General features: G+C 64.9%; 17 protein-coding genes. 13 read left to right on the top strand and 4 right to left on the bottom strand.

Features of this window, described 5'->3' with window-relative positions; all coding sequences use genetic code 11:
- The first annotated feature begins 26 nt into the window (after positions 1–26).
- On the top strand, positions 27–839 hold the full coding sequence (locus DPM35_RS05175) for a helix-turn-helix transcriptional regulator (RefSeq protein WP_112126284.1): 813 nt from the start codon (positions 27–29) through the stop codon (positions 837–839).
- On the opposite strand, the gene DPM35_RS05170 is transcribed toward DPM35_RS05175, so the two are convergent.
- Positions 817–1500 (bottom strand): GntR family transcriptional regulator, encoded by a 684-nt coding sequence (locus tag DPM35_RS05170; protein WP_112126283.1) that lies wholly within the window; start codon positions 1498–1500, stop codon positions 817–819. The genes DPM35_RS05175 and DPM35_RS05170 overlap by 23 nt on opposite strands.
- A gap of 308 nt (positions 1501–1808) precedes the next feature.
- Between DPM35_RS05170 and DPM35_RS05165 the strand changes: the two genes are divergently transcribed.
- From DPM35_RS05165 to atzF, 8 genes are all read left to right on the top strand, one after another.
- Positions 1809–2936 (top strand): BMP family ABC transporter substrate-binding protein, encoded by a 1128-nt coding sequence (locus DPM35_RS05165; RefSeq protein ID WP_112126282.1) that lies wholly within the window; start codon positions 1809–1811, stop codon positions 2934–2936.
- Between the two features lie 106 nt (positions 2937–3042).
- Positions 3043–4167: an ABC transporter permease gene (locus DPM35_RS05160; protein ID WP_112126281.1), complete on the top strand. Its 1125-nt coding sequence runs from the start codon at positions 3043–3045 to the stop codon at positions 4165–4167.
- Positions 4167–5093 (top strand): ABC transporter permease, encoded by a 927-nt coding sequence (locus DPM35_RS05155; protein ID WP_112126280.1) that lies wholly within the window; start codon positions 4167–4169, stop codon positions 5091–5093. Before DPM35_RS05160 ends, DPM35_RS05155 begins: the two co-directional genes overlap by 1 nt.
- Positions 5094–5133: 40 nt before the next feature.
- Positions 5134–5835 carry a biuret amidohydrolase gene (biuH, locus tag DPM35_RS05150; RefSeq protein WP_112126279.1) on the top strand — a complete coding sequence of 234 codons (702 nt, stop codon included), beginning with the start codon at positions 5134–5136 and terminating at the stop codon, positions 5833–5835.
- Between the two features lie 10 nt (positions 5836–5845).
- Entirely contained in the window at positions 5846–7375 is a 1530-nt protein-coding gene (locus tag DPM35_RS05145) for an ABC transporter ATP-binding protein (RefSeq protein WP_112126278.1), read from the top strand.
- Entirely contained in the window at positions 7375–8043 is a 669-nt protein-coding gene (locus DPM35_RS05140) for a cysteine hydrolase family protein (RefSeq protein WP_112126277.1), read from the top strand. Before DPM35_RS05145 ends, DPM35_RS05140 begins: the two co-directional genes overlap by 1 nt.
- A complete protein-coding gene (locus DPM35_RS05135) occupies positions 8036–8386 on the top strand; it encodes a cupin domain-containing protein (protein WP_112126276.1) in 351 nt (116 codons plus the stop codon). The genes DPM35_RS05140 and DPM35_RS05135 overlap by 8 nt, the downstream gene beginning before the upstream one ends.
- Entirely contained in the window at positions 8383–10215 is a 1833-nt protein-coding gene (atzF, locus tag DPM35_RS05130; protein ID WP_112126275.1) for an allophanate hydrolase, read from the top strand. Before DPM35_RS05135 ends, atzF begins: the two co-directional genes overlap by 4 nt.
- Positions 10216–10284: 69 nt before the next feature.
- On the opposite strand, the gene uxuA is transcribed toward atzF, so the two are convergent.
- Complete coding sequence (gene uxuA, locus DPM35_RS05125) at positions 10285–11469, bottom strand: mannonate dehydratase (RefSeq protein ID WP_112126274.1); 1185 nt, start codon at positions 11467–11469, stop codon at positions 10285–10287.
- Between the two features lie 205 nt (positions 11470–11674).
- Between uxuA and DPM35_RS05120 the strand changes: the two genes are divergently transcribed.
- The 4 genes from DPM35_RS05120 (at position 11675) to DPM35_RS05105 (ending at position 16209) form a co-directional block, all read left to right on the top strand.
- Positions 11675–12457, top strand: a complete 783-nt coding sequence (locus DPM35_RS05120; RefSeq protein ID WP_112126273.1) for an SDR family NAD(P)-dependent oxidoreductase — start codon at positions 11675–11677, stop codon at positions 12455–12457.
- 152 nt (positions 12458–12609) lie between these two features.
- A complete protein-coding gene (locus DPM35_RS05115) occupies positions 12610–13308 on the top strand; it encodes a GntR family transcriptional regulator (RefSeq protein ID WP_112126272.1) in 699 nt (232 codons plus the stop codon).
- Between the two features lie 436 nt (positions 13309–13744).
- A complete protein-coding gene (locus DPM35_RS05110; protein WP_112126271.1) occupies positions 13745–15100 on the top strand; it encodes a glutamine synthetase family protein in 1356 nt (451 codons plus the stop codon).
- Positions 15101–15180: 80 nt separating this feature from the next.
- Entirely contained in the window at positions 15181–16209 is a 1029-nt protein-coding gene (locus DPM35_RS05105) for an ATP-dependent DNA ligase (RefSeq protein ID WP_112126270.1), read from the top strand.
- Between the two features lie 167 nt (positions 16210–16376).
- On the opposite strand, the gene DPM35_RS05100 is transcribed toward DPM35_RS05105, so the two are convergent.
- Both DPM35_RS05100 and DPM35_RS05095 read right to left on the bottom strand, forming a co-directional pair.
- Complete coding sequence (locus DPM35_RS05100; RefSeq protein ID WP_112126269.1) at positions 16377–17018, bottom strand: ThuA domain-containing protein; 642 nt, start codon at positions 17016–17018, stop codon at positions 16377–16379.
- Positions 17019–17489: 471 nt separating this feature from the next.
- Positions 17490–17774, bottom strand: a complete 285-nt coding sequence (locus DPM35_RS05095; protein ID WP_112126268.1) for a muconolactone Delta-isomerase family protein — start codon at positions 17772–17774, stop codon at positions 17490–17492.
- Between the last annotated feature and the right edge of the window lie 14 nt (positions 17775–17788).

Genomic DNA, 17788 nt, shown 5'->3' with positions numbered 1-17788 from the left:
GATTTTATCGTTTAGAGGGGTATGAGTTGGTCGCCTCCCGCAGTGACGACTACAACGCCTTGGCCGCCGTGATCGCCGCGTCGCGCGAAACGGCGGGCGACCATTTCGGCAAGGCGATCGTCGGCTGGCTGCGCGGGCAAGTGCGCTTCGATCACTGCGTGATCTTCGGCTATCGCGGCGCCGCGCGGCCCCCGCTGCTGTTCGAGACCTTCTCGCCGGCCGAAAGCCACATCTTCGTCGCGCTCTATCAGGAAGGGCCTTATCTGCTCGACCCGTTCCACCACGCTGCGGTCGAGCGCAAGGAAGGTTTCTGGCGCATGCGCGAGCTGGCGCCCGACCGCTTCTATGCCAGCGAATACTACCGCTCCTATTACAGCCAGACCCGGCTCGCCGAGGAAGTCGGCTTCTTCGTGCCTTTAGCCGGCAAGGACGCGCTCGTGCTGTCGCTGATGCGGCTGCGCGCCACCGGCCCGTTCGGAACGGCGGATGCCAGGCTGCTGCGCGACATGGCGCCGGCGGTGATCGGCTTCTGCAGGCAGCGCTGGCCGTCTCTGCCCACCGAAGAGGTTGCGATCCAACCCTCCGGCGACACCATCGCGACGACCAACGAGCTCGACCGCGCCCATATCTGGAAAAGCCTGTCGCTGACCTCACGCGAAAAGCAGGTCGTCGACCTCGTGCTTCAGGGCCATTCCACGGAATCGATCGCCAGGGCGCTGCGTATCGTGCCGGGGACGGTCAAGGTCCACCGCCGCAACATCTATCGCAAGCTGAAGATCAAGTCGCAGGCGGGTCTCTTCGCGCGCTTCGTCGAGATCATCGACGCGCGGATCGGCTGAGCCTCGACTCCATCGGATCGACGGTCGCGAACACCGCGCTCGCCTCGCTGACGATCGAGACATGATCCCGGGCCGCCTTGCCCGCCGCCGCCGCATCGCCGCGCATGATCGCGGTGACAATCACATCATGCTCCTGCCAGGACTTGGCCAGCCGGCCCGGCAGCATGAACTGTGCGCGACGGAACGGCGCCAGCCGGCTGCGGGTCGCCACCGTCAGATCGTGGATATGCGTGTTGTGGGCGCCGCGATAAAGCCTGCTGTGGAATTCAGTGTTGAAATACTCGTAGTCCTCCTCGGCGCCGAGCTGCACTAGACGCGCCGACGCCTGATGCTCGAGCTCCAGCGAGCGGCGCTCGGCGCCGGTCATGCGCTCGGCGGAGAAGCGGGCACAGATCGCCTCCAGCTCGGCCATGCTCTCGAACATCGAGGCCAGATGCTCCTGCGTGATCACAGCGACGATGGCGCCCCTATTGGGTCGCCTTTCTACGAGACCCATGGCGCTCAACTGGCCGAGCGCCTCCCGGACCGGCGTGCGCGAAACGTCGAAGCGGGCGGCAAGCGAGCCCTCGTCGAGCCTTTCACCGGGACGCAGATAGCCGGTGACGATGCGGTCGGCGATCGCCCGCACCATCTGATCCACGGTCGTTCCCGACCTGACCAAGCTGCGCTTTCCCGACACGTCTCCTCCCGCCCAGTTTATTGCAGGCGGCCCGCAAGGTGGACGGCCCACGGGCTGTTTCGACTCAAGGCTGCATCCCTGTATGCCTAGATTTTGACCTCAATGTCAAATTGACTGTTTTTCAGGCAAAAAGTGCATGCACTTGCCTTTGGTTTATGCATGCCTTCTAAATTCATTCATTGATTTTATTACAGAAAATCAGAAAAAGGAACTGGCACAGCGATTGCATGCACTTTCTTGACGAGGCGTTAAACCGACCCACCAGGGTCCAAGAAAGGGGAGCATTCGATATGACCGGGAAATTCATGCTTAGCCGCCGCGACCTGCTCAAGACCTCCGCCGCCGGAGCGGCGTTCGGACTGGCCTCGGCGGCCTTTCCGATCCGCGCAGCGCGCGCCGCCGCCGCAACCGTCGGCTTCATCTATGTCGGCCCGAAGGATGACTATGGCTACAACCAGGCGCATGCTGAAGGCGCAGCATCGCTGAAGGGCGTCGAAGGCATCTCCATCGTCGAGGAAGAGAACGTCCCGGAGACGGTCGACGTCCAGAAGACGATGGAATCGATGATCAATCTCGACGGCGCCTCGCTGATCTTCCCGACCTCCTTCGGTTATTTCGATCCGCATATGCTGGCCATGTGCGCCAAATTCCCCGACGTGCAGTTCCGCCATTGCGGCGGCATGTGGAACAAGGACAAGCACCCGATGAACGCCGGCTCCTATTTCGGCTATATCGGCATGGGCCAGTACCTGAACGGCGTCGTCGCCGGCCACACCACCAAGTCGAAGAAGCTCGGTTTCGTCGCCGCCAAGCCGATCCCGCAGGTCCTGCTCAACGTCAACTCGTTCCTGCTCGGCGCGCGCTCGGTCGATCCCGCGATCACCTGCCAGGTGATCTTCACCGGCGAATGGTCCCTGGCGGTGAAGGAGGCCGAGGCAACCAATGCGCTGATCGACCAGGGCGCCGATGTCGTCACCTGCCATGTCGACAGCCCCAAGGTGGTGGTCGAGACGGCCGCCGGACGCGGCGCCTTCATCTGCGGCTACCACGCCAACCAGAGCCCGCTGGCGCCGGAAAAATACCTGACCGGCGCGGAGTGGAACTGGGCCAAGGTCTACAAGATGTTCGTCGACGACCTCATCGCCGGCAAGCCGCTGCCCAATTTCACGCGCGGCGGCCTTGCCGACGGCTTCGTCAAGATGAGCCCGCTCGGCCCCGCCGTCGGCGAAGCCGCGCGCAAGCAGTTCGACGCCACGCTGGCCGAAATGATGAAGGGCGGCTTCTCCGTCATCAAGGGACCATTGAAGAGCAACAAGGGCGCTGTCGTCGCGACCGAAGGCCAGGCCTTCGTCGAGACCGCCATCGAGCTCGAAAGCATGGATTATCTCGTCGAGGGCGTCGTCGGCTCGACGGCCTGAGGCTTTGCGTGTCGCCCAAAAATGCGCAGCGGTTTTGGGATAACGACACGCATCCGAACAAGGCCTTGAAGCACGCTTCAAGCGCGAGCCGAGGGGAGACGGGAATATGGCGGACACTGTGAGCAGCCCGGACGTGCGGACCATCCTCGATGCCAGGGGATACCGGGCGGCGCTCGAATGGATCGCCAGGCGGGCGGAGGCCTTCGTCATTCCGCTCGCGGCGCTGGTCGTCGGCATGGTGCTGTTCAGCCTGTTCATCCTGGCTGTGGGCAAGTCGCCGGTCCAGCTCTACGAGACGATGTGGCGAGGCGGTTTCGGCTCCTGGTTCTCGATCCAGAATTCGCTGTCGCGCGGCGCGCCGCTCCTGCTTGCGGCGCTCTGCGTGGCGCTGCCGGCGCGCCTTGGCCTGGTCGTCATCGGCGGTGAAGGCGCCATCGTGCTGGGCGGCGTCGCCGCGGCGGCCATCGGCGTGGCGCTGAACGGCGCTCCGTCTTTTCTCGTTATCCTTCTCATGGGCGCGGGGGGCGCAGCCGCCGGCGGCATCTGGATAGGTGTCGTCGGCGCGCTGCGCCATTATCGGGCCGTCAACGAGACCATCTCCAGCCTGCTGATGGCCTACATCGCCATCGCGCTGATGAACCATCTGGTGGAAGGGCCGCTGCGTGACCCGGCCTCGCTCAACAAACCCTCGACCCAGCCGCTGGCCGACATCTACCGCGTCGGCAACATACCGGGCATGGAAGTGCATTGGGGCCTGGTCGTCGGCATCCTCGCCTGCGTGCTCTCCTGGCTGCTGATCGAGAAGACCCGTTGGGGCTTTGCCGCTCGCATCGCCGGCGGCAATGTCAGGGCAGCGCAGGTCCAGGGACTGGCCGTCGGTCCGCTGATCGTCGGCTTCACCGCGCTGGCCGGCGGCTTCGCCGGCCTTGCCGGCATGCTGGAGGTCGCGGCCGTGCAGGGCAGCGCCAACGGCTCGCTCGCCGCCGGCTACGGCTATACCGGCATCCTCGTCGCCTTCCTCGCCCGCCACAACCCGCTTGCCATCATCCCCGTCGCCATCTTGCTTGGCGGCATCGACGCGTCCGGCGGCCTGATCCAGCGCCGCATGGACCTGCCCGACGCGACCGTTCTGGTGCTGCAGGGCATGCTCTTCATCGTCATCCTGTTCAGCGAGACCTTCTACGGCCGCTTCAAGCTCTTCAACCCGGACCTCTGGCAGAGGAGCACCTGATGGAAACGACCGACATCGGGCTATGGGGCGTGCCGCTCGCCATGCTCGGCGGCGCCATCCGCGTCTCCACGCCCTTCATCTTCGTCTCGCTCGGCGAAGCCATCACCGAGCGCTCCGGCCGCATCAATCTCGGCCTGGAAGGCACGCTGGTGTTCGGCGCCATGAGCGCCTACGCGGTCGCTGTGATGACCGGCTCGCCATGGCTCGGCCTTCTGGCCGCGGCGGTCGCGGGCCTCTGCTTCGGTCTCTTCCATGGCTGGATCTGCAAGTTCCCGAAAGTCAACGACATCGCCATCGGAATCGCTCTGATGCTGTTCGGCACCGGGCTCGCCTTCTTCTTCGGCAAGCCCTTCATCCAGCCTTCGGCGCCCGACCTGCCTGCGATCCCCTTCGGCGCCTGGTCCGATATCCCGCAGGTGCAGGCAGCGCTCAACGTCAACGTGCTGTTCCTGATCGGTGCCGCACTTGCCGTCTTCCTCTGGTGGGCCTTCCGCAACACGCGCGTCGGCCTGATCGTGCGCGTGGTCGGCGACAGCGCCGATGCGGCGCGCGCCATGGGCCTCAACCCGAACACAGTGCGGCTGCTGGCCACCGGCGTCGGCGGCGCGCTGGCCGGCATCGGCGGCGCCTATCTGTCGCTCTATTATCCCGGCAGCTGGACCGAGCGCATCTCGTCGGGCCAGGGGCTGATGGCGGTGGCGCTGGTCATCTTCGCGCGCTGGAACCCGCTCGGCTGCTTTGCCGCGGCACTCCTGTTCGGCGGCGCGGGCGCGCTCGGCCCGGCGCTGCAGTCGGTGGGCGTCACGCAAGGCTACTACCTCTTCTACGCCGCGCCCTACATCCTCACCCTCATCATCATGATCGCCACCTCGTCGCCGAGCCGCACGCTCGCCGGCGCGCCGGGCGAACTGTCGATCACCAAATGACCGCGCACCACGAACCGCTCGCGAGACCGGAGTTTTTGCCATGAACGCCAGAGCCGAGATCACCCAGCGCTACATCGACGCCGATCCCTATCCCTGGCCCTACAATGGCGATCTGAGGCCCGACAACACGGCGCTGATCATCATCGACATGCAGACGGATTTCTGCGGGCCTGGCGGCTATGTCGACCATATGGGCTATGACCTGTCGCTGGTCCGGGCGCCGATCGAGCCGATCAAGGCGGTCCTGTCGGCCATGCGGGCCAAGGGCTACACCATCATCCACACCCGCGAGGGCCATCGCCCCGACCTCGCCGACCTGCCGGCCAACAAGCGCTGGCGCTCGCGCCGCATCAATGCCGGCATCGGCGATCCAGGCCCGTGCGGGCGCATCCTGGTGCGCGGCGAGCCGGGCTGGGACATCATCCCCGATCTCTATCCGGCCGAGGGCGAGCCGATCATCGACAAGCCGGGCAAGGGTTCGTTCTGCGCCACCGACCTGGAGCTGATCCTCAACCAGCGCGGCATCGAAAACATCGTGCTCACCGGCATCACCACCGATGTCTGCGTGCACACCACCATGCGCGAGGCCAACGACCGCGGCTTCGAATGCGTTATGCTGGAGGATTGCTGCGGGGCGACCGACTACGGCAACCACTTGGCGGCGATCAAGATGATCAAGATGCAGGGCGGCGTTTTCGGCGCGGTGTCGAACTCCGCCGCGCTCGTCGCCCAGTTGCCGTGAGGAGCCGGCGATGAGCGAAACGCATAACAAAGCGATCGGCGTCGAGACCATCGGCATGACCATGCGTTTCGGCGCTTTCATCGCGCTGGACGATGTCTCGATCAGGGTGCCGGCAGGCTCCTTCCATGCCTTGCTCGGCGAGAACGGCGCCGGCAAGTCGACGCTGGTCAAATGCATGATGGGCTTCTATCACCCGACATCGGGCGAGATATTGGTCGATGGGCGCCAGGTCGCGATCGCCAGCCCCAGGGACGCCTCGGCGCTCGGCCTCGGCATGGTCTACCAGCATTTCACGCTGGTGCCTTCGCTGACGGGCGCCGAGAACCTGGTCATCTCGCGCGAGAAAGTGCCGGGCGTCATCGACTGGCGCAAGGAACGCACGGCACTTGCCCAATTCATGGAACGCATGCCCTTCAAGCTGCCGCTCGACGTCAAGGTGGCCGAGCTCGCCGCCGGCGAGAAGCAGAAGCTGGAGATCATCAAGCAGCTTTATCTCGGTCGCAATTTCCTGGTGCTGGACGAGCCGACATCCGTGCTCACCCCGGGCGAGGCGCAGGAAGTGCTTGGCCTGGTGCGCGGCATGACCAAGGCCGGCGACCTCACGGTGCTGATGATCTCGCACAAGTTCCATGAGGTCACGGCATTCGCCGACGACATCACCGTGCTGCGCAAGGGCAGGCTCACCGGAACCGGCAAGGTCTCCGATCTCACCCACAAGGCCATGGCCGCGATGATGATCGGCGACCAACCGATCGCAGCGCTCGACAGCCGCGCGGCGCCGAAGCCGGACGCCGAGATCGTGCTCAAGGTGAAGGCGCTGAAGGCGCCGGACCGCACCGGGCTGAAGTCGATCGACATCGCCGATCTCGGCGTGCGCTCCGGCGAGATCGTCGGCATCGCCGGCATCTCCGGCAACGGCCAGAAGGAGTTCCTGGAAGTGCTGGCCGGGCAGCGCCCGCGCAATAACGGCGAGGTGATGGTGCGCGGCGCCGCCTATGCGGCAACGCGCGCCGAGGCACGCGCGCTCAATGTCCGCCTGATCCCGGAGGAGCCGCTGAAGAACGCCTGCGCGCCAAGGATGACGGTGGCCGAGAACATCGCCTTCCGCACCTTCGACGTGGACGGTAGCGGCAAGCCGGTGAGTTGGATCAGCGCCGGCGCCATCAAGGCGTTCAGCGCCCGCCTGGTCGAGCAGTTCAAGGTCAAGACGGCATCGCTGTCTTCGCCGATCGCTTCACTGTCGGGCGGCAATGTGCAGCGCGCGGTGCTTGCCCGCGAGCTCACCGGCGAGGTCGACCTTTTGATCGTCTCCAACCCCTGCTTCGGCCTCGATTTCTCCGCCGTCGCCGAAATCCGTGCCCGCATCATGAAGGCGCGCAACGCGGGCGCCGCGGTGCTCCTGATGTCGGAAGACCTCGACGAGCTGCTGGAGCTTTCGGACCGCATCCTCGTCATGTCCGACGGCGCGCTGGTCTATGAGACGCCGATCGCGCAGGCGAGCGTGCAAACGATCGGCGAGCACATGGCGGGGCACCACTGATGGCGGAAATCGCAGCGCAGCCCTTTGCCTTTGCCTTCAGACCCGAGACGACGGCGCTCATCGTCATCGACATGCAGCGCGACTTCGCCGAGCCGGGCGGCTTCGGTGCCAGCCTTGGCAACGATGTCAGTCGGGTCACGGCGATCGTGCCGACTGTGAAGCGGCTGATCGAGGGTTTTCGCGCCGCCGGCCTGCCGGTGATCCATACCATGGAGTGCCACAGGCCGGATCTTTCGGACCTGCCACCCGCCAAGCGCGACCGCGGCAACCCGTCGATCCGCATCGGCGATGTCGGCCCGATGGGCCGCGTCCTGATCGCCGGCGAGCCTGGCACCGCGATCCTCGAGGAGCTGGCTCCCTTGCCCGGCGAGATCGTCATCGAGAAGCCCGGCAAGGGCGCCTTCTACGCCACCGGCCTCGGCGACGACCTGAAACGGCTCGGCGCCCGGCAACTAGTCTTTGCCGGCGTGACGACCGAGGTCTGCGTGCAGACGACGATGCGCGAGGCCAACGACCGCGGCTACGAATGCCTGGTCGCCGAGGATGCAACGGAAAGCTACTTTCCCGAATTCAAGGCGGCCGCGCTCGCCATGATCAGGGCGCAGGGCGCGATCGTCGGCTGGACGGCGACCACCGATCAGGTGCTCGAGGGAATTGCGAATGCCTAATCTTGCCTTTGCCGGCCTCGTCGGCGGCGGCTGGCGCGATCTGGCGTTCGAGCCCTTCCGCGACGGGGTCACCGCGCACTGGCTGCTCAAGGGCGGGCCGGTCGAACCGTCGGTCGCGATCCTCAAATACCAGCCGGGCGCCGGCGTGCCGCGCCACCGCCATGCCGGGCTGGAAACCATCGTCGTGCTGGAAGGCACACAGAGCGACGAGAACGGCGACTATCCGGCGGGCAGCGTCATCCTCAATCCGGTCGGCACCGAGCATTCGGTGTGGACCGACGGAGGCTGCGTGGTGCTGATCCAGTGGGACCTGCCGGTGATCATTCTGGGGGAGACGAAATGAGCGACATCCGCTTCGACATCGCCAGCCTGCACGAGGCCTACCAAAGCGGGCTTAGCATCGCCGAGGTGATCGACACGGTGCTGGCCCGCATCGCGGCGGCGGCCGACCCAGGCATCTTCATCCATCTCGCGACCAGAGCCGAGATGCTGGCCGACGCCGAAGCGCTCGGCTCGTTTGACCCCGTGGCGAAGCCGCTCTGGGGCATCCCTTTCGCCGTCAAGGACAATCTCGACGTCGCCGGCATGCCAACCACGGCGGCCTGCGCCGAATATGCCTACACGCCGGACAAAGACGCGACGGTTGTGGCGAAGCTCAAGGCCGCGGGCGCTTTTGTCGTCGGCAAGACCAATCTCGACCAGTTCGCCACCGGTCTTGTCGGCGTGCGCACGCCCTGGCCGATCCCAAGGAATGCGATCGATCCCGAACTGGTGCCGGGCGGCTCTTCATCGGGCTCGGCTGTGGCGACGGCGCGCGGCATCGTCTCCTTCGCGCTCGGCACCGACACCGCCGGCTCTGGGCGTATCCCGGCCGGCCTCAACAACATCGTCGGGCTGAAGCCGACGGTCGGCGCGCTGTCCACGACCGGCGTCGTACCGGCCTGCCGGACACTCGACTGCGTCTCGGTGTTCGCACTGACGATCGACGACGCCTATGCCGTGTTCTCGCTCGCCGTGGCGCACGATGCCGTCGATCCCTATTCGCGCGTCGTCGCTGTCCAGCCGCTCGCCGCGCGTCCGCCGGTGCTCACCATCGGCATCCCGGCAAAGGCCGATCTGAAGTTCTTCGGCGACGCGTCGATGCAGGCCAGCTTCGAGTCCTCGCTCGCCGCCCTGGAAACGCTCGGCGCCAGGCTTATCGAAATCCCGTTCGGCGACTTCTATGCCACCGCCGACCTTCTCTACGAAGGCGCCTGGGTGGCGGAGCGCTATGCGGCGATCCGCGATTTCTTCGAGGCGAACGAAGCAGCTCTTCATCCGGTGACGCGCAGGATCATCGGCGGCGCCAGGAACCTGTCGGCCGCCGACGCCTTCCGCGGGTTCTACGCCTTGCAGGCCTACAAGGCGCGGCTTGCCCCGGTCATCGCCTCCGTCGACCTCTTCTGCGTGCCGACGGCGCCGACGCACTACAGCGTCGATGCCGTGCTTGCCGATCCGATCGTCACCAACAGTCGGCTGGGCACCTACACCAATTTCGTCAACTTGCTCGACATGTGCGGCATCGCCGTGCCGGCCGGCACGCGCGACGACGGCCTGCCGATGAGCGTTACCCTGCTTGCCGCCGCAGGACGCGACGGCCTCGTCGCCGCGGTGGCGCGCGATCTCCATGCCGCGAGCGGCCTCACTCTCGGTGCGACCGGATGGCGGCCATCGGGCGCGCAGGCCGTCGACGCATCGGCCGAGGATGGCATGATCGAGCTGGTGGTAGTCGGCGCGCATCTTTCGGGAATGCCGCTCAACGGCCAATTGAAAGAGGCCGGCGCCCGTTTCTGCAGGTCTGCTCGGACGGCCGCTTCCTACAAGCTCTATGAGCTCGCCGGCCAGACCCCGCCCAAGCCCGGGCTTGTCCGGGTCGGCCACGGCGGCACCGCCATCGAGATCGAGGTCTGGCGCCTTGGCGCCGACGCCTTCGGCCGTTTCGTCGCGGCCATCCCGCCGCCGCTCGGCATCGGCACCATCGAACTCGACGACGGCACGTCGGCAAAGGGTTTCCTGGCCGAGACCGCCGGCCTGGCGGCGGCGACGGACATCTCTGCCTATGGCGGCTGGCGCAGCTACATTGCCAGGACGAACGGGATTCGACGCCGATTGGAGGGCGTTCCCTCCAACTGAGCGGCGGCCCGGTTCAGCGGCTACCTCGTCGGGTCAGGCCGCCATGCCAAACGCTTCGGCGTCCGCCTCTCAGGCCAGCTCGAACCGCTCCACGGCGCGCATGATGCCGCGCAGCTCGGCAAGGCCTTTCAGCCTGCCGATCAGCGAATAACCGGGATTGATCTTCGTCTTGCCGATATCGTCGGCGAGCAGATGGCCATGGTCGGGCCGCATCGGGATGCGCCAGTCGGACCGCCCTTCCTTGCGCCGCCGCGCCTCTTCCTTCATCAGCGCCAGGATGGCCGCGGCCATGTCGGTCGAGCCCTCCAGATGCTCGGCCTCGTAGAACGAGCCATCCGCCTCGCGCGTCACGTTGCGCAGATGCGCGAAATGGATCTTCGGTCCGAACTCCTCGATCATCGCGACGAGGTCGTTGTCGCCGCGCACGCCGTAGGAGCCGGTGCAGAAGGTCAGCCCGTTCGACGGGCTGTCGACCGCTCCCACGATGAAGCGCGCGTCGTCCGCCGTGGAAACCACGCGCGGCAGGCCGTAAAGCGAGAAAGGCGGATCGTCGGGATGGATGCACATGCGTGCGCCGACTTCCTCGGCGGCCGGGATGATCTCCTTCAGGAACCAGGCGAGGTTGGCGCGCAGTTCGGCCGGCCCGATCGCGGCATAGTCGGCAAGCGCCTGGCGCATCGTCTCGCGATTGTAGGTGCGCTCGGTGGCCGGCAGGCCGGCGATCAGGTTGCGCTCTATTCTGTCGATGTCCTCGCTGCTCAGCGTCGTCAGCCGCGCTTCTGCTTCTTTGAGGCGCGCCGGGCTGTAGCTCGCCTCAGCGTTCGGCCGCTTCAGCACGAAGACGTCGTAGGCGGCGAAGTCGAGCGCATCGAAGCGTAGCGCATAGCCGGTGGTCGGCAGCCGGTACATCAGATCGGTACGGGTCCAGTCGACGACCGGCATGAAATTGTAGCAGATCGTCGAGATGCCGGCCTTGGCCAACGCCCGGATCGTGTCCCTGTACCAGCCGGCGTAACGCTCTCGTTCCGGCGTGCCGGTCTTGATCGAGTTGTGGACGGGAATGCTCTCCACCACCGACCATGTCAGGCCCGCCGCCTCGATGATGCGCTTGCGCTCGAGGATGGCGTCGAGCGGCCAAGCGCTGCCGTCATAGATGTTGTGCAGCGCCGTCACGATACCGGTCGCCCCGGCCTGCTTGATATGATCGAGCGTGACCGGATCGTTCGGGCCGTACCAACGCCAGCATTGTTCCATGACTTCCTCTCAAAGCATGCGTTTTCATGCATGTCGGTTCTGATGGCCGCCATGCATCAAAACAAAGACGTAAAGCGCGAGCGCTTCAGGGTGATTGCGGTCGACCATATTGTCGGATGACAATGGCCGTCAAATCAGTGGATTTCGTCGCCTTGCGACGAACCACAGACTGGCGCTTTCGTCCATCATTGCAGGAGTTTTGTCCATGAACGATTTCGACGGCAAGGTCGCCCTGGTGACGGGAACGACCGGCATCGCCGAGGCAACCGCGCGACGCCTTGCCGAGGGCGGCGCCGCGATCATCGCGCTGGGCATCGACCAGGCCGCCAACGCGATGCTGCAGGCCGAGCTCACTCGCGCGGGTGCGGCCGCGCTCGTCCTCGCCACGGACGTTGCCGTTCCCGACCAGGTGGAGAAGGCAATCGCGGCGGGCGTCGCGAAATTCGGCGGGCTGGACGTCATCGTCAACTCGGCAGCCGTGCATCCTTACGGCACGGCCACGACGACGGATTTCGAGACCTGGAACCGGGCAATGTCCGTCAATATCGGGTCGATCTACCTCACCGCCCGTTTCGGCATACCCGAAATGATCAAGCGCGGCGGCGGCGCCATCGTCAACGTTGCCTCGGTGCAAGGCACCGCCTGCCAGGAGAATGTCGCCGCCTACGCCACCACCAAGGGCGCGATCCACACGCTGACACGCTCGCTGGCGCTCGACTACGCCCGAAAAGGCATCCGCGTGAACTCCGTTAGCCCGGGATCCGTCCGAACCCCGATCCTCGAACGCGCCGCCCGCGCCGACGATCCCAATGCGGATGTCGAAGCGGCCTTCAAACGCTTTGGCGAAGCGCATCCGCTCGGCCGCATCGGCGAGCCGGAGGAAGTGGCGGAACTGATCGCGTTCCTGTGCTCGTCCAAAGCGAGCTTCTGCACCGGGGCGGACTACAGGATAGACGGCGGCCTTTTGGCGGGCATCGGGGTTCGATAAGCCGCAGTCCCAATGGCGCCGTTGGGGACGGACGCTCCCTTGCGACGGCGCGCGTTAACCGTCTATCGTGCGCCCCCAATGCTATCGGAACCTGTCCCCGCGGCGGATAGAGCGACGAGCAGCTTTCAGGACGACGAAGTAACGCAGAGCCAATGGCCGACAAATCGCGAATCGGACTGACCGCCGTCGATACCGTTCCGCTGCATGAGAAAGTCTATCTGGAGCTCGTGCGGGCCCTCATGTCGGGCCAGTTGCAGCCGGGCCAGAAGCTGACCTCGCGCAAGCTCGCCAAGGAGCTCGGCACCAGCGACATGCCGGTGCGCAGCGCCTTCACCCGGCTGCAGGCGCTGAGGGCGCTGAGCCCGATGCCGAACGGCAGCGTCGAGGTGCCTTTGATCTCCGCCGATCGCTTCTCGCAATTGACCGCGGTTCGCACCATCCTGGAGGGCACCGCGACCGAGCTCGCGACAAAACGCATCAACGGCAACAATCTGCGCGCGATCCGGCGCCACTGCGCCGAGCTCACTGAGGCCGCCCGCAATGGCGGGATCGAAAACTATCTGCGCAAGAACCACGACTTCAAATTCTCGATCTACCGCCATTGCGGCAACGAACAGATGATCTTCCTCATCGAGACGGTGTGGATGCAGGTTGGGCCTTTCCTGCGGAACCTGCATATCGGCTTCGAGGATGATCTCGCCGGCATTCTGGGCATCGACTACCATGAGGAGGTCGTCGCGGCGATCGAGGCCGGCGACGGCGAGCGGGCGCGCCGGGCGATCGTGCGCGACATCGACGAGGGCGCCAAGCACATCCTCGGCCAGGTGAAATTTCCGGAGATGCGGCATTAGGGAAAAGCCTTCGAGGTTGGCCGAAAGCGCTCCAAGCCTCGTCATCCCAGGCCGAAGCAGGAGCGAAGCTCCATCGCGGAGACCGCGGGATCCATTCCGTGACCTCGACCGAAGGATGCAGCGGTGCTGCATTCTGCACGCCCGCAAAGCTCCGAAGTCACTGGATGGATTCTCGGGTCTGCGCCGCGTCGCTTCGCTCCTTGCTCCGCCCGAGGATGACGAGAAATCTCGACTTGGCTTTCCCTCACCGTCCGGCTATTGTGCGATCGCAGATCGCGAAATGGACCTGAAAATGCCGCCCGATATCCCAGCTAGTGAATTGAAAAAATGAAGAAAAGCCATTCGGCTTCAGCCGATACGGCCTTCATAAACTCACAAGCTGAAAATTGGATATCGTAGCCCGCAAGGGCTACAGCACCTAAAAAGGGGCTGGAAATTGAGCGATGCGATCGCGGACGTTTTGAACTGGCTCGAAAGCAGGAACGACATCCAGAGCCTTAGGGCGGCGGTGTGCGACCTGAACGGCATCATGCGCGGCAAGCGCATTCCGGTCGAGCAAGCGCGCAAGGCGCTCGAAGGCAAGCTGCGCATGCCCTATTCGGCCATCGGCCTCGACATCTGGGGCGAGGACATCGAAGGCAACGCCCAGGTGTTCTCGACCGGCGACGCCGACGGGCTTTGCCACTGGACCGGACGCGGCATATTGCCGGTCAACTGGACGGCCCATCCGACCGCGCTTCTGCCGCTCTGGCTGGCGGATGACAGCGGCGCGCCCTATCTCGGCGATCCGCGCCGCGCGCTCGCCCGCATCCTCGACCGCTACGCGGCGCTTGGCCTGACGCCGGTCACCGCGACCGAGCTCGAATTCTACCTCGTCGATCCGACCTCGCAGCGGCCTGTCGGTCCCGTATCCCCGGTCACGGGCAGGCGCCTCGATTCCGACGCGGCGCTCTCGATCGACGAGGTCGACGATTTCGAAGCCTTCATCCACGATATCTACGAAGCCTGCCGCATGCAGGACATTCCGGTCGATACCGCGATCGCCGAGAACGGCGTCGGCCAGTTCGAGATCAATTTGAACCATGTGCCCGATGCCTTGCGCGCTGCGGACGACGCGGTGCTGTTCAAGCGCACCGTCAAGGGGATCGCCCGCAAGCATGGCTTCGCCGCCTGCTTCATGGCCAAGCCCTATGGCGAGCGCGCCGGCAACGGTTTCCACGTGCATTTCTCCGTTCTCGACAAGGACGGCCGCAACATCTTCGACGACGGCTCCGACCAGGGTTCCGACACCATGCGTCACGCGGTCGGCGGCCTGCTGGCCGCGATGGCGCAGAGCACGCTGGTGTTTGCGCCGCATTTCAATTCATACCGCCGGCTGCGGCCGAGATCCTACGCGCCGACCGCCGTCGCCTGGGGCTACGAGAACCGCATGGTGGCAATCCGCATTCCGGGCGGCCCGTCGGCTGCGCGCCGCATCGAGCATCGCGTCTCCGGCGCCGACGCCAATCCCTATCTGGTGCTGGCGGCGATCCTCGGCGCGGCGCTGATCGGCATCGAGCGCCAGCTCTCGCCCGGCGAGCCGACCGGCGGCGAGGGCCAGGGGCTGACGCTCGCCAAGCTGCCGCCGGACTGGGCCTCGGCCATCGCCGCCTTCGAGGCCGGCCCGCGCGTAGCCGAGATCTTCCCGGACATGCTGCGCGACGCCTTCGTCGCCTGCAAGCGCCAGGAACTGAACACGTTCGCGCTGAATGTCAGCGACTTCGAGATCGAGACCTATCTCGAGAGCGTTTAGGCTCCCGAACTTTCCGCCCTGTGACCCCGCGCATTTCATTGCCACCCGAAACTGAATGCGCGCTTCGGCGTTCAGTGCAGATGGAAGATCCCGGAATTTACGCTCGCGGCGAACATGGCTTCCCTCTGCCTTTGGACACGCCGCCGATGGAAGCACGCACCGCAGAGGCGTTGCCGCGCAACGACGGGGCCTGGCAATACGAACCGAAATGGGATGGCTTTCGCTGCCTCGCCTTCAAAGGCAAACAGGCTGTCGACCTGCGCGCTAAATCGGGCAAACCGCTCGGCCGCTACTTCCCAGAATTGAAGGCTTTGCTGCAGGGTCTGAAAGCTCGGGATTTCGTCGTCGACGGCGAGATCGTCATCGAGATCGACGGCCGCGCTTCCTTTGACGCGCTGCAGATGCGGCTTCATCCGGCCGAAAGCCGCATCCGAAAGCTGAGCGTGGAGACGCCGGTGCAGCTGATTCTCTTTGATATGCTCGCGGCGCCAGGCGGCGAGCTCATGCTTGAGCTTCCCCTGTCCGAGCGGCGCCCTTTGTTGGAAGATTTCGTTGCCCGGTTCGGCAACGCCGCGCTGCGGCTTTCGCCGCGCACCACAAGTTTCGCCAATGCCAGCAAATGGCTGCGAGGCGCCGGCCATGGTTCGACCGACGGCGTTGTCGCAAAGCGGCTCGACGGACCCTACCAGCCAGGCGAGCGGGTGATGGTGAAGGTCAAAAAACTGCGTACGGCCGATTGTGTCGTCGGCGGCTTTCGCTATCTCAACGGCAAACGGCAAGTCGGCTCGCTACTGCTTGGCCTCTATGACGGTCAAGGCCTGCTCAATCATGTCGGCTTCACCTCGACCATCGCCGACAACGAGCGCGCTATGTTGACCAAGAGGCTTGAGGCGTTGCGCGGCGGGCCGGGCTTCACCGGCAAGGCGCCGGGCGGTCCGAGCCGATGGAGCACGGAACGCAGCGGGGAATGGGAGCCGTTGCGCCCGGAACTGGTCGTCGAAGTCCGCTTCGACCATGTCACCGGCGACCGCTTCCGGCACGGCACCAAGCTCCTGCGTTGGCGGCCGGACAAGGCTCCCAAGCAATGCACCTTCGAGCAGATCGGGTAGCTCTGGTTTTTCGGTTGGGAAACGCCCGTTGGCCGTCACGTGTTGAAGGAGAAGAGTTCCGCGTTCGCGTCCTTTGCCCTGGTTATCGCTGCCTAGACGATCTCAGATGCAATCTGCGAGTATGTGATGCCGCTCTAGAAGCGTTTAGCCAGCTTTGAGCCGATCGCTTAGCGCGCGGCCCATGCCAGTCCGCGGCGCAGGATGGTGCGCATCTGCGGCACCTGGAATTCCGATGCTGCGTGACCGAGCGAGGAATAGAACACCCGCCCCTTGCCGTGTCTGCGCTTCCAGACCACCGGCATGACGACGCCGTCGATCCATGGCGCATGTTCGCCCGAGAAGGTTGTCGTCGCCAACACTTCGTTCGAAGGGTCGACATGCATGTAATATTGTTCGGAGCGGTAAGGAAAATCCTCGATGCCCTGCATGATCGGATCGTCGCGCCGCGTCACGTTCACATGATAGTCGATGATGTTGCCCGGATGCGCGACCCATTGCCCGCCGCACATGAACTGGTATTCGGGCGATTCGCGAAACGCGTCGCCCATGCCGCCGTGATAGCCGCCAAGGCCAACCCCGTTCTCGACGGCCCTGGTCAGGTTGGCCACCTCGTCCTTGGCAATTTTGGACATGGTGTAGATCGGCACGATCAGGCTGAGCTCGGCGATGGCCGGGTCGGCGAAGACCGCGGTCGTGTTCTCGACACGCACGGCAAAGCCTTCTTCCTCGAGCATCGCCTTGACGGCACGTGCCCCTGCTTCGGGCTCGTGGCCCTCCCAGCCGCCCCATACGATCAGCGCCTGCCGCATTTTCCTCTCCTCATGCTTTGCGCCGGCGGCCGGATTTGCGGCAGCGCGGCGTCAGGCGACCATCGCCGCAAAGTTCTGGCAAGTCGAGTTGGAAAGAAGCGCGGGGCCAAAAACAAAACGCCCGCTTTCGCGGGCGTTTGTTTGTTTGGTTGCGGGGACAGGATTTTGAGCCTGTCGAGCCTGCTTGCGAAGTCCGGTAACAGACGAAATCGGTTGCAGAGGTGTATTGGCGCTAGCCTTCTACTGACTCGCCCCCCAGAATGGAAATTCGATCACGTTTGCACCATTGCGGATCGAGACCCCGTTGTGCACGCGCAATTCGAGCGGAGGTCGGAATGCAGCATGGGAACTCCCAGTCGGCCTCTGATTGTGGAACGGCGTGGTTAGGGCTTTGGGGCCCGACGCAGGTCGTCAGCTTCCAGATAATCGGGCCGACCCTTGCGTCCAGCCTGGATAATGTCCGCCATAAAGTCACCGGTTGCTGAAGCCCGCATAGGGCTTCAGCGGTACAATGTCGAAATCAAGCATTCCCGCTCGCGCCAGCGGGAGCGTCGCCAATTTCTCGTGAACTTCACTCGCATCCTTTGCCTCGACGATCTGGCAGGCGCCGGGAACGTCACCGCGGTGCCAGATTTGCCTCGTAAAGCCGAGGCTGTAGAGATAGCGGGCCTGCGCACCCTCGCCGGGCACCAGTTGTTCGAAGTCCACGTCACTGAACTGATCAGTCCGGCGGCGAGACAGAACGAGGAATTGCACGGATCGGTCCCCAG

The sequence above is a fragment of the Mesorhizobium atlanticum genome, from assembly GCF_003289965.1.
GTDB lineage: Bacteria > Pseudomonadota > Alphaproteobacteria > Rhizobiales > Rhizobiaceae > Mesorhizobium > Mesorhizobium atlanticum.
Note: the sequence above shows the minus strand (reverse complement) of the source record. Positions and strands in the feature narration are given on the sequence as shown.

Bases quoted from the DNA above. Each gene is read 5' to 3' on its own strand.
- DPM35_RS05165 (WP_112126282.1), top strand. From the start codon at position 1,809: ATGACCGGGAAATTCATGCTTAGCCGCCGCGACCTGCTCAAGACCTCC.
- uxuA (WP_112126274.1), bottom strand. From the start codon at position 11,469: ATGGAACAATGCTGGCGTTGGTACGGCCCGAACGATCCGGTCACGCTC.
- DPM35_RS05115 (WP_112126272.1), top strand. From the start codon at position 12,610: ATGGCCGACAAATCGCGAATCGGACTGACCGCCGTCGATACCGTTCCG.
- DPM35_RS05135 (WP_112126276.1), top strand. From the start codon at position 8,036: ATGCCTAATCTTGCCTTTGCCGGCCTCGTCGGCGGCGGCTGGCGCGAT.
- DPM35_RS05140 (WP_112126277.1), top strand. From the start codon at position 7,375: ATGGCGGAAATCGCAGCGCAGCCCTTTGCCTTTGCCTTCAGACCCGAG.
- DPM35_RS05155 (WP_112126280.1), top strand. From the start codon at position 4,167: ATGGAAACGACCGACATCGGGCTATGGGGCGTGCCGCTCGCCATGCTC.
- atzF (WP_112126275.1), top strand. From the start codon at position 8,383: ATGAGCGACATCCGCTTCGACATCGCCAGCCTGCACGAGGCCTACCAA.
- DPM35_RS05100 (WP_112126269.1), bottom strand. From the start codon at position 17,018: ATGCGGCAGGCGCTGATCGTATGGGGCGGCTGGGAGGGCCACGAGCCC.
- DPM35_RS05145 (WP_112126278.1), top strand. From the start codon at position 5,846: ATGAGCGAAACGCATAACAAAGCGATCGGCGTCGAGACCATCGGCATG.
- DPM35_RS05105 (WP_112126270.1), top strand. From the start codon at position 15,181: ATGGAAGATCCCGGAATTTACGCTCGCGGCGAACATGGCTTCCCTCTG.
- DPM35_RS05160 (WP_112126281.1), top strand. From the start codon at position 3,043: ATGGCGGACACTGTGAGCAGCCCGGACGTGCGGACCATCCTCGATGCC.
- biuH (WP_112126279.1), top strand. From the start codon at position 5,134: ATGAACGCCAGAGCCGAGATCACCCAGCGCTACATCGACGCCGATCCC.
- DPM35_RS05120 (WP_112126273.1), top strand. From the start codon at position 11,675: ATGAACGATTTCGACGGCAAGGTCGCCCTGGTGACGGGAACGACCGGC.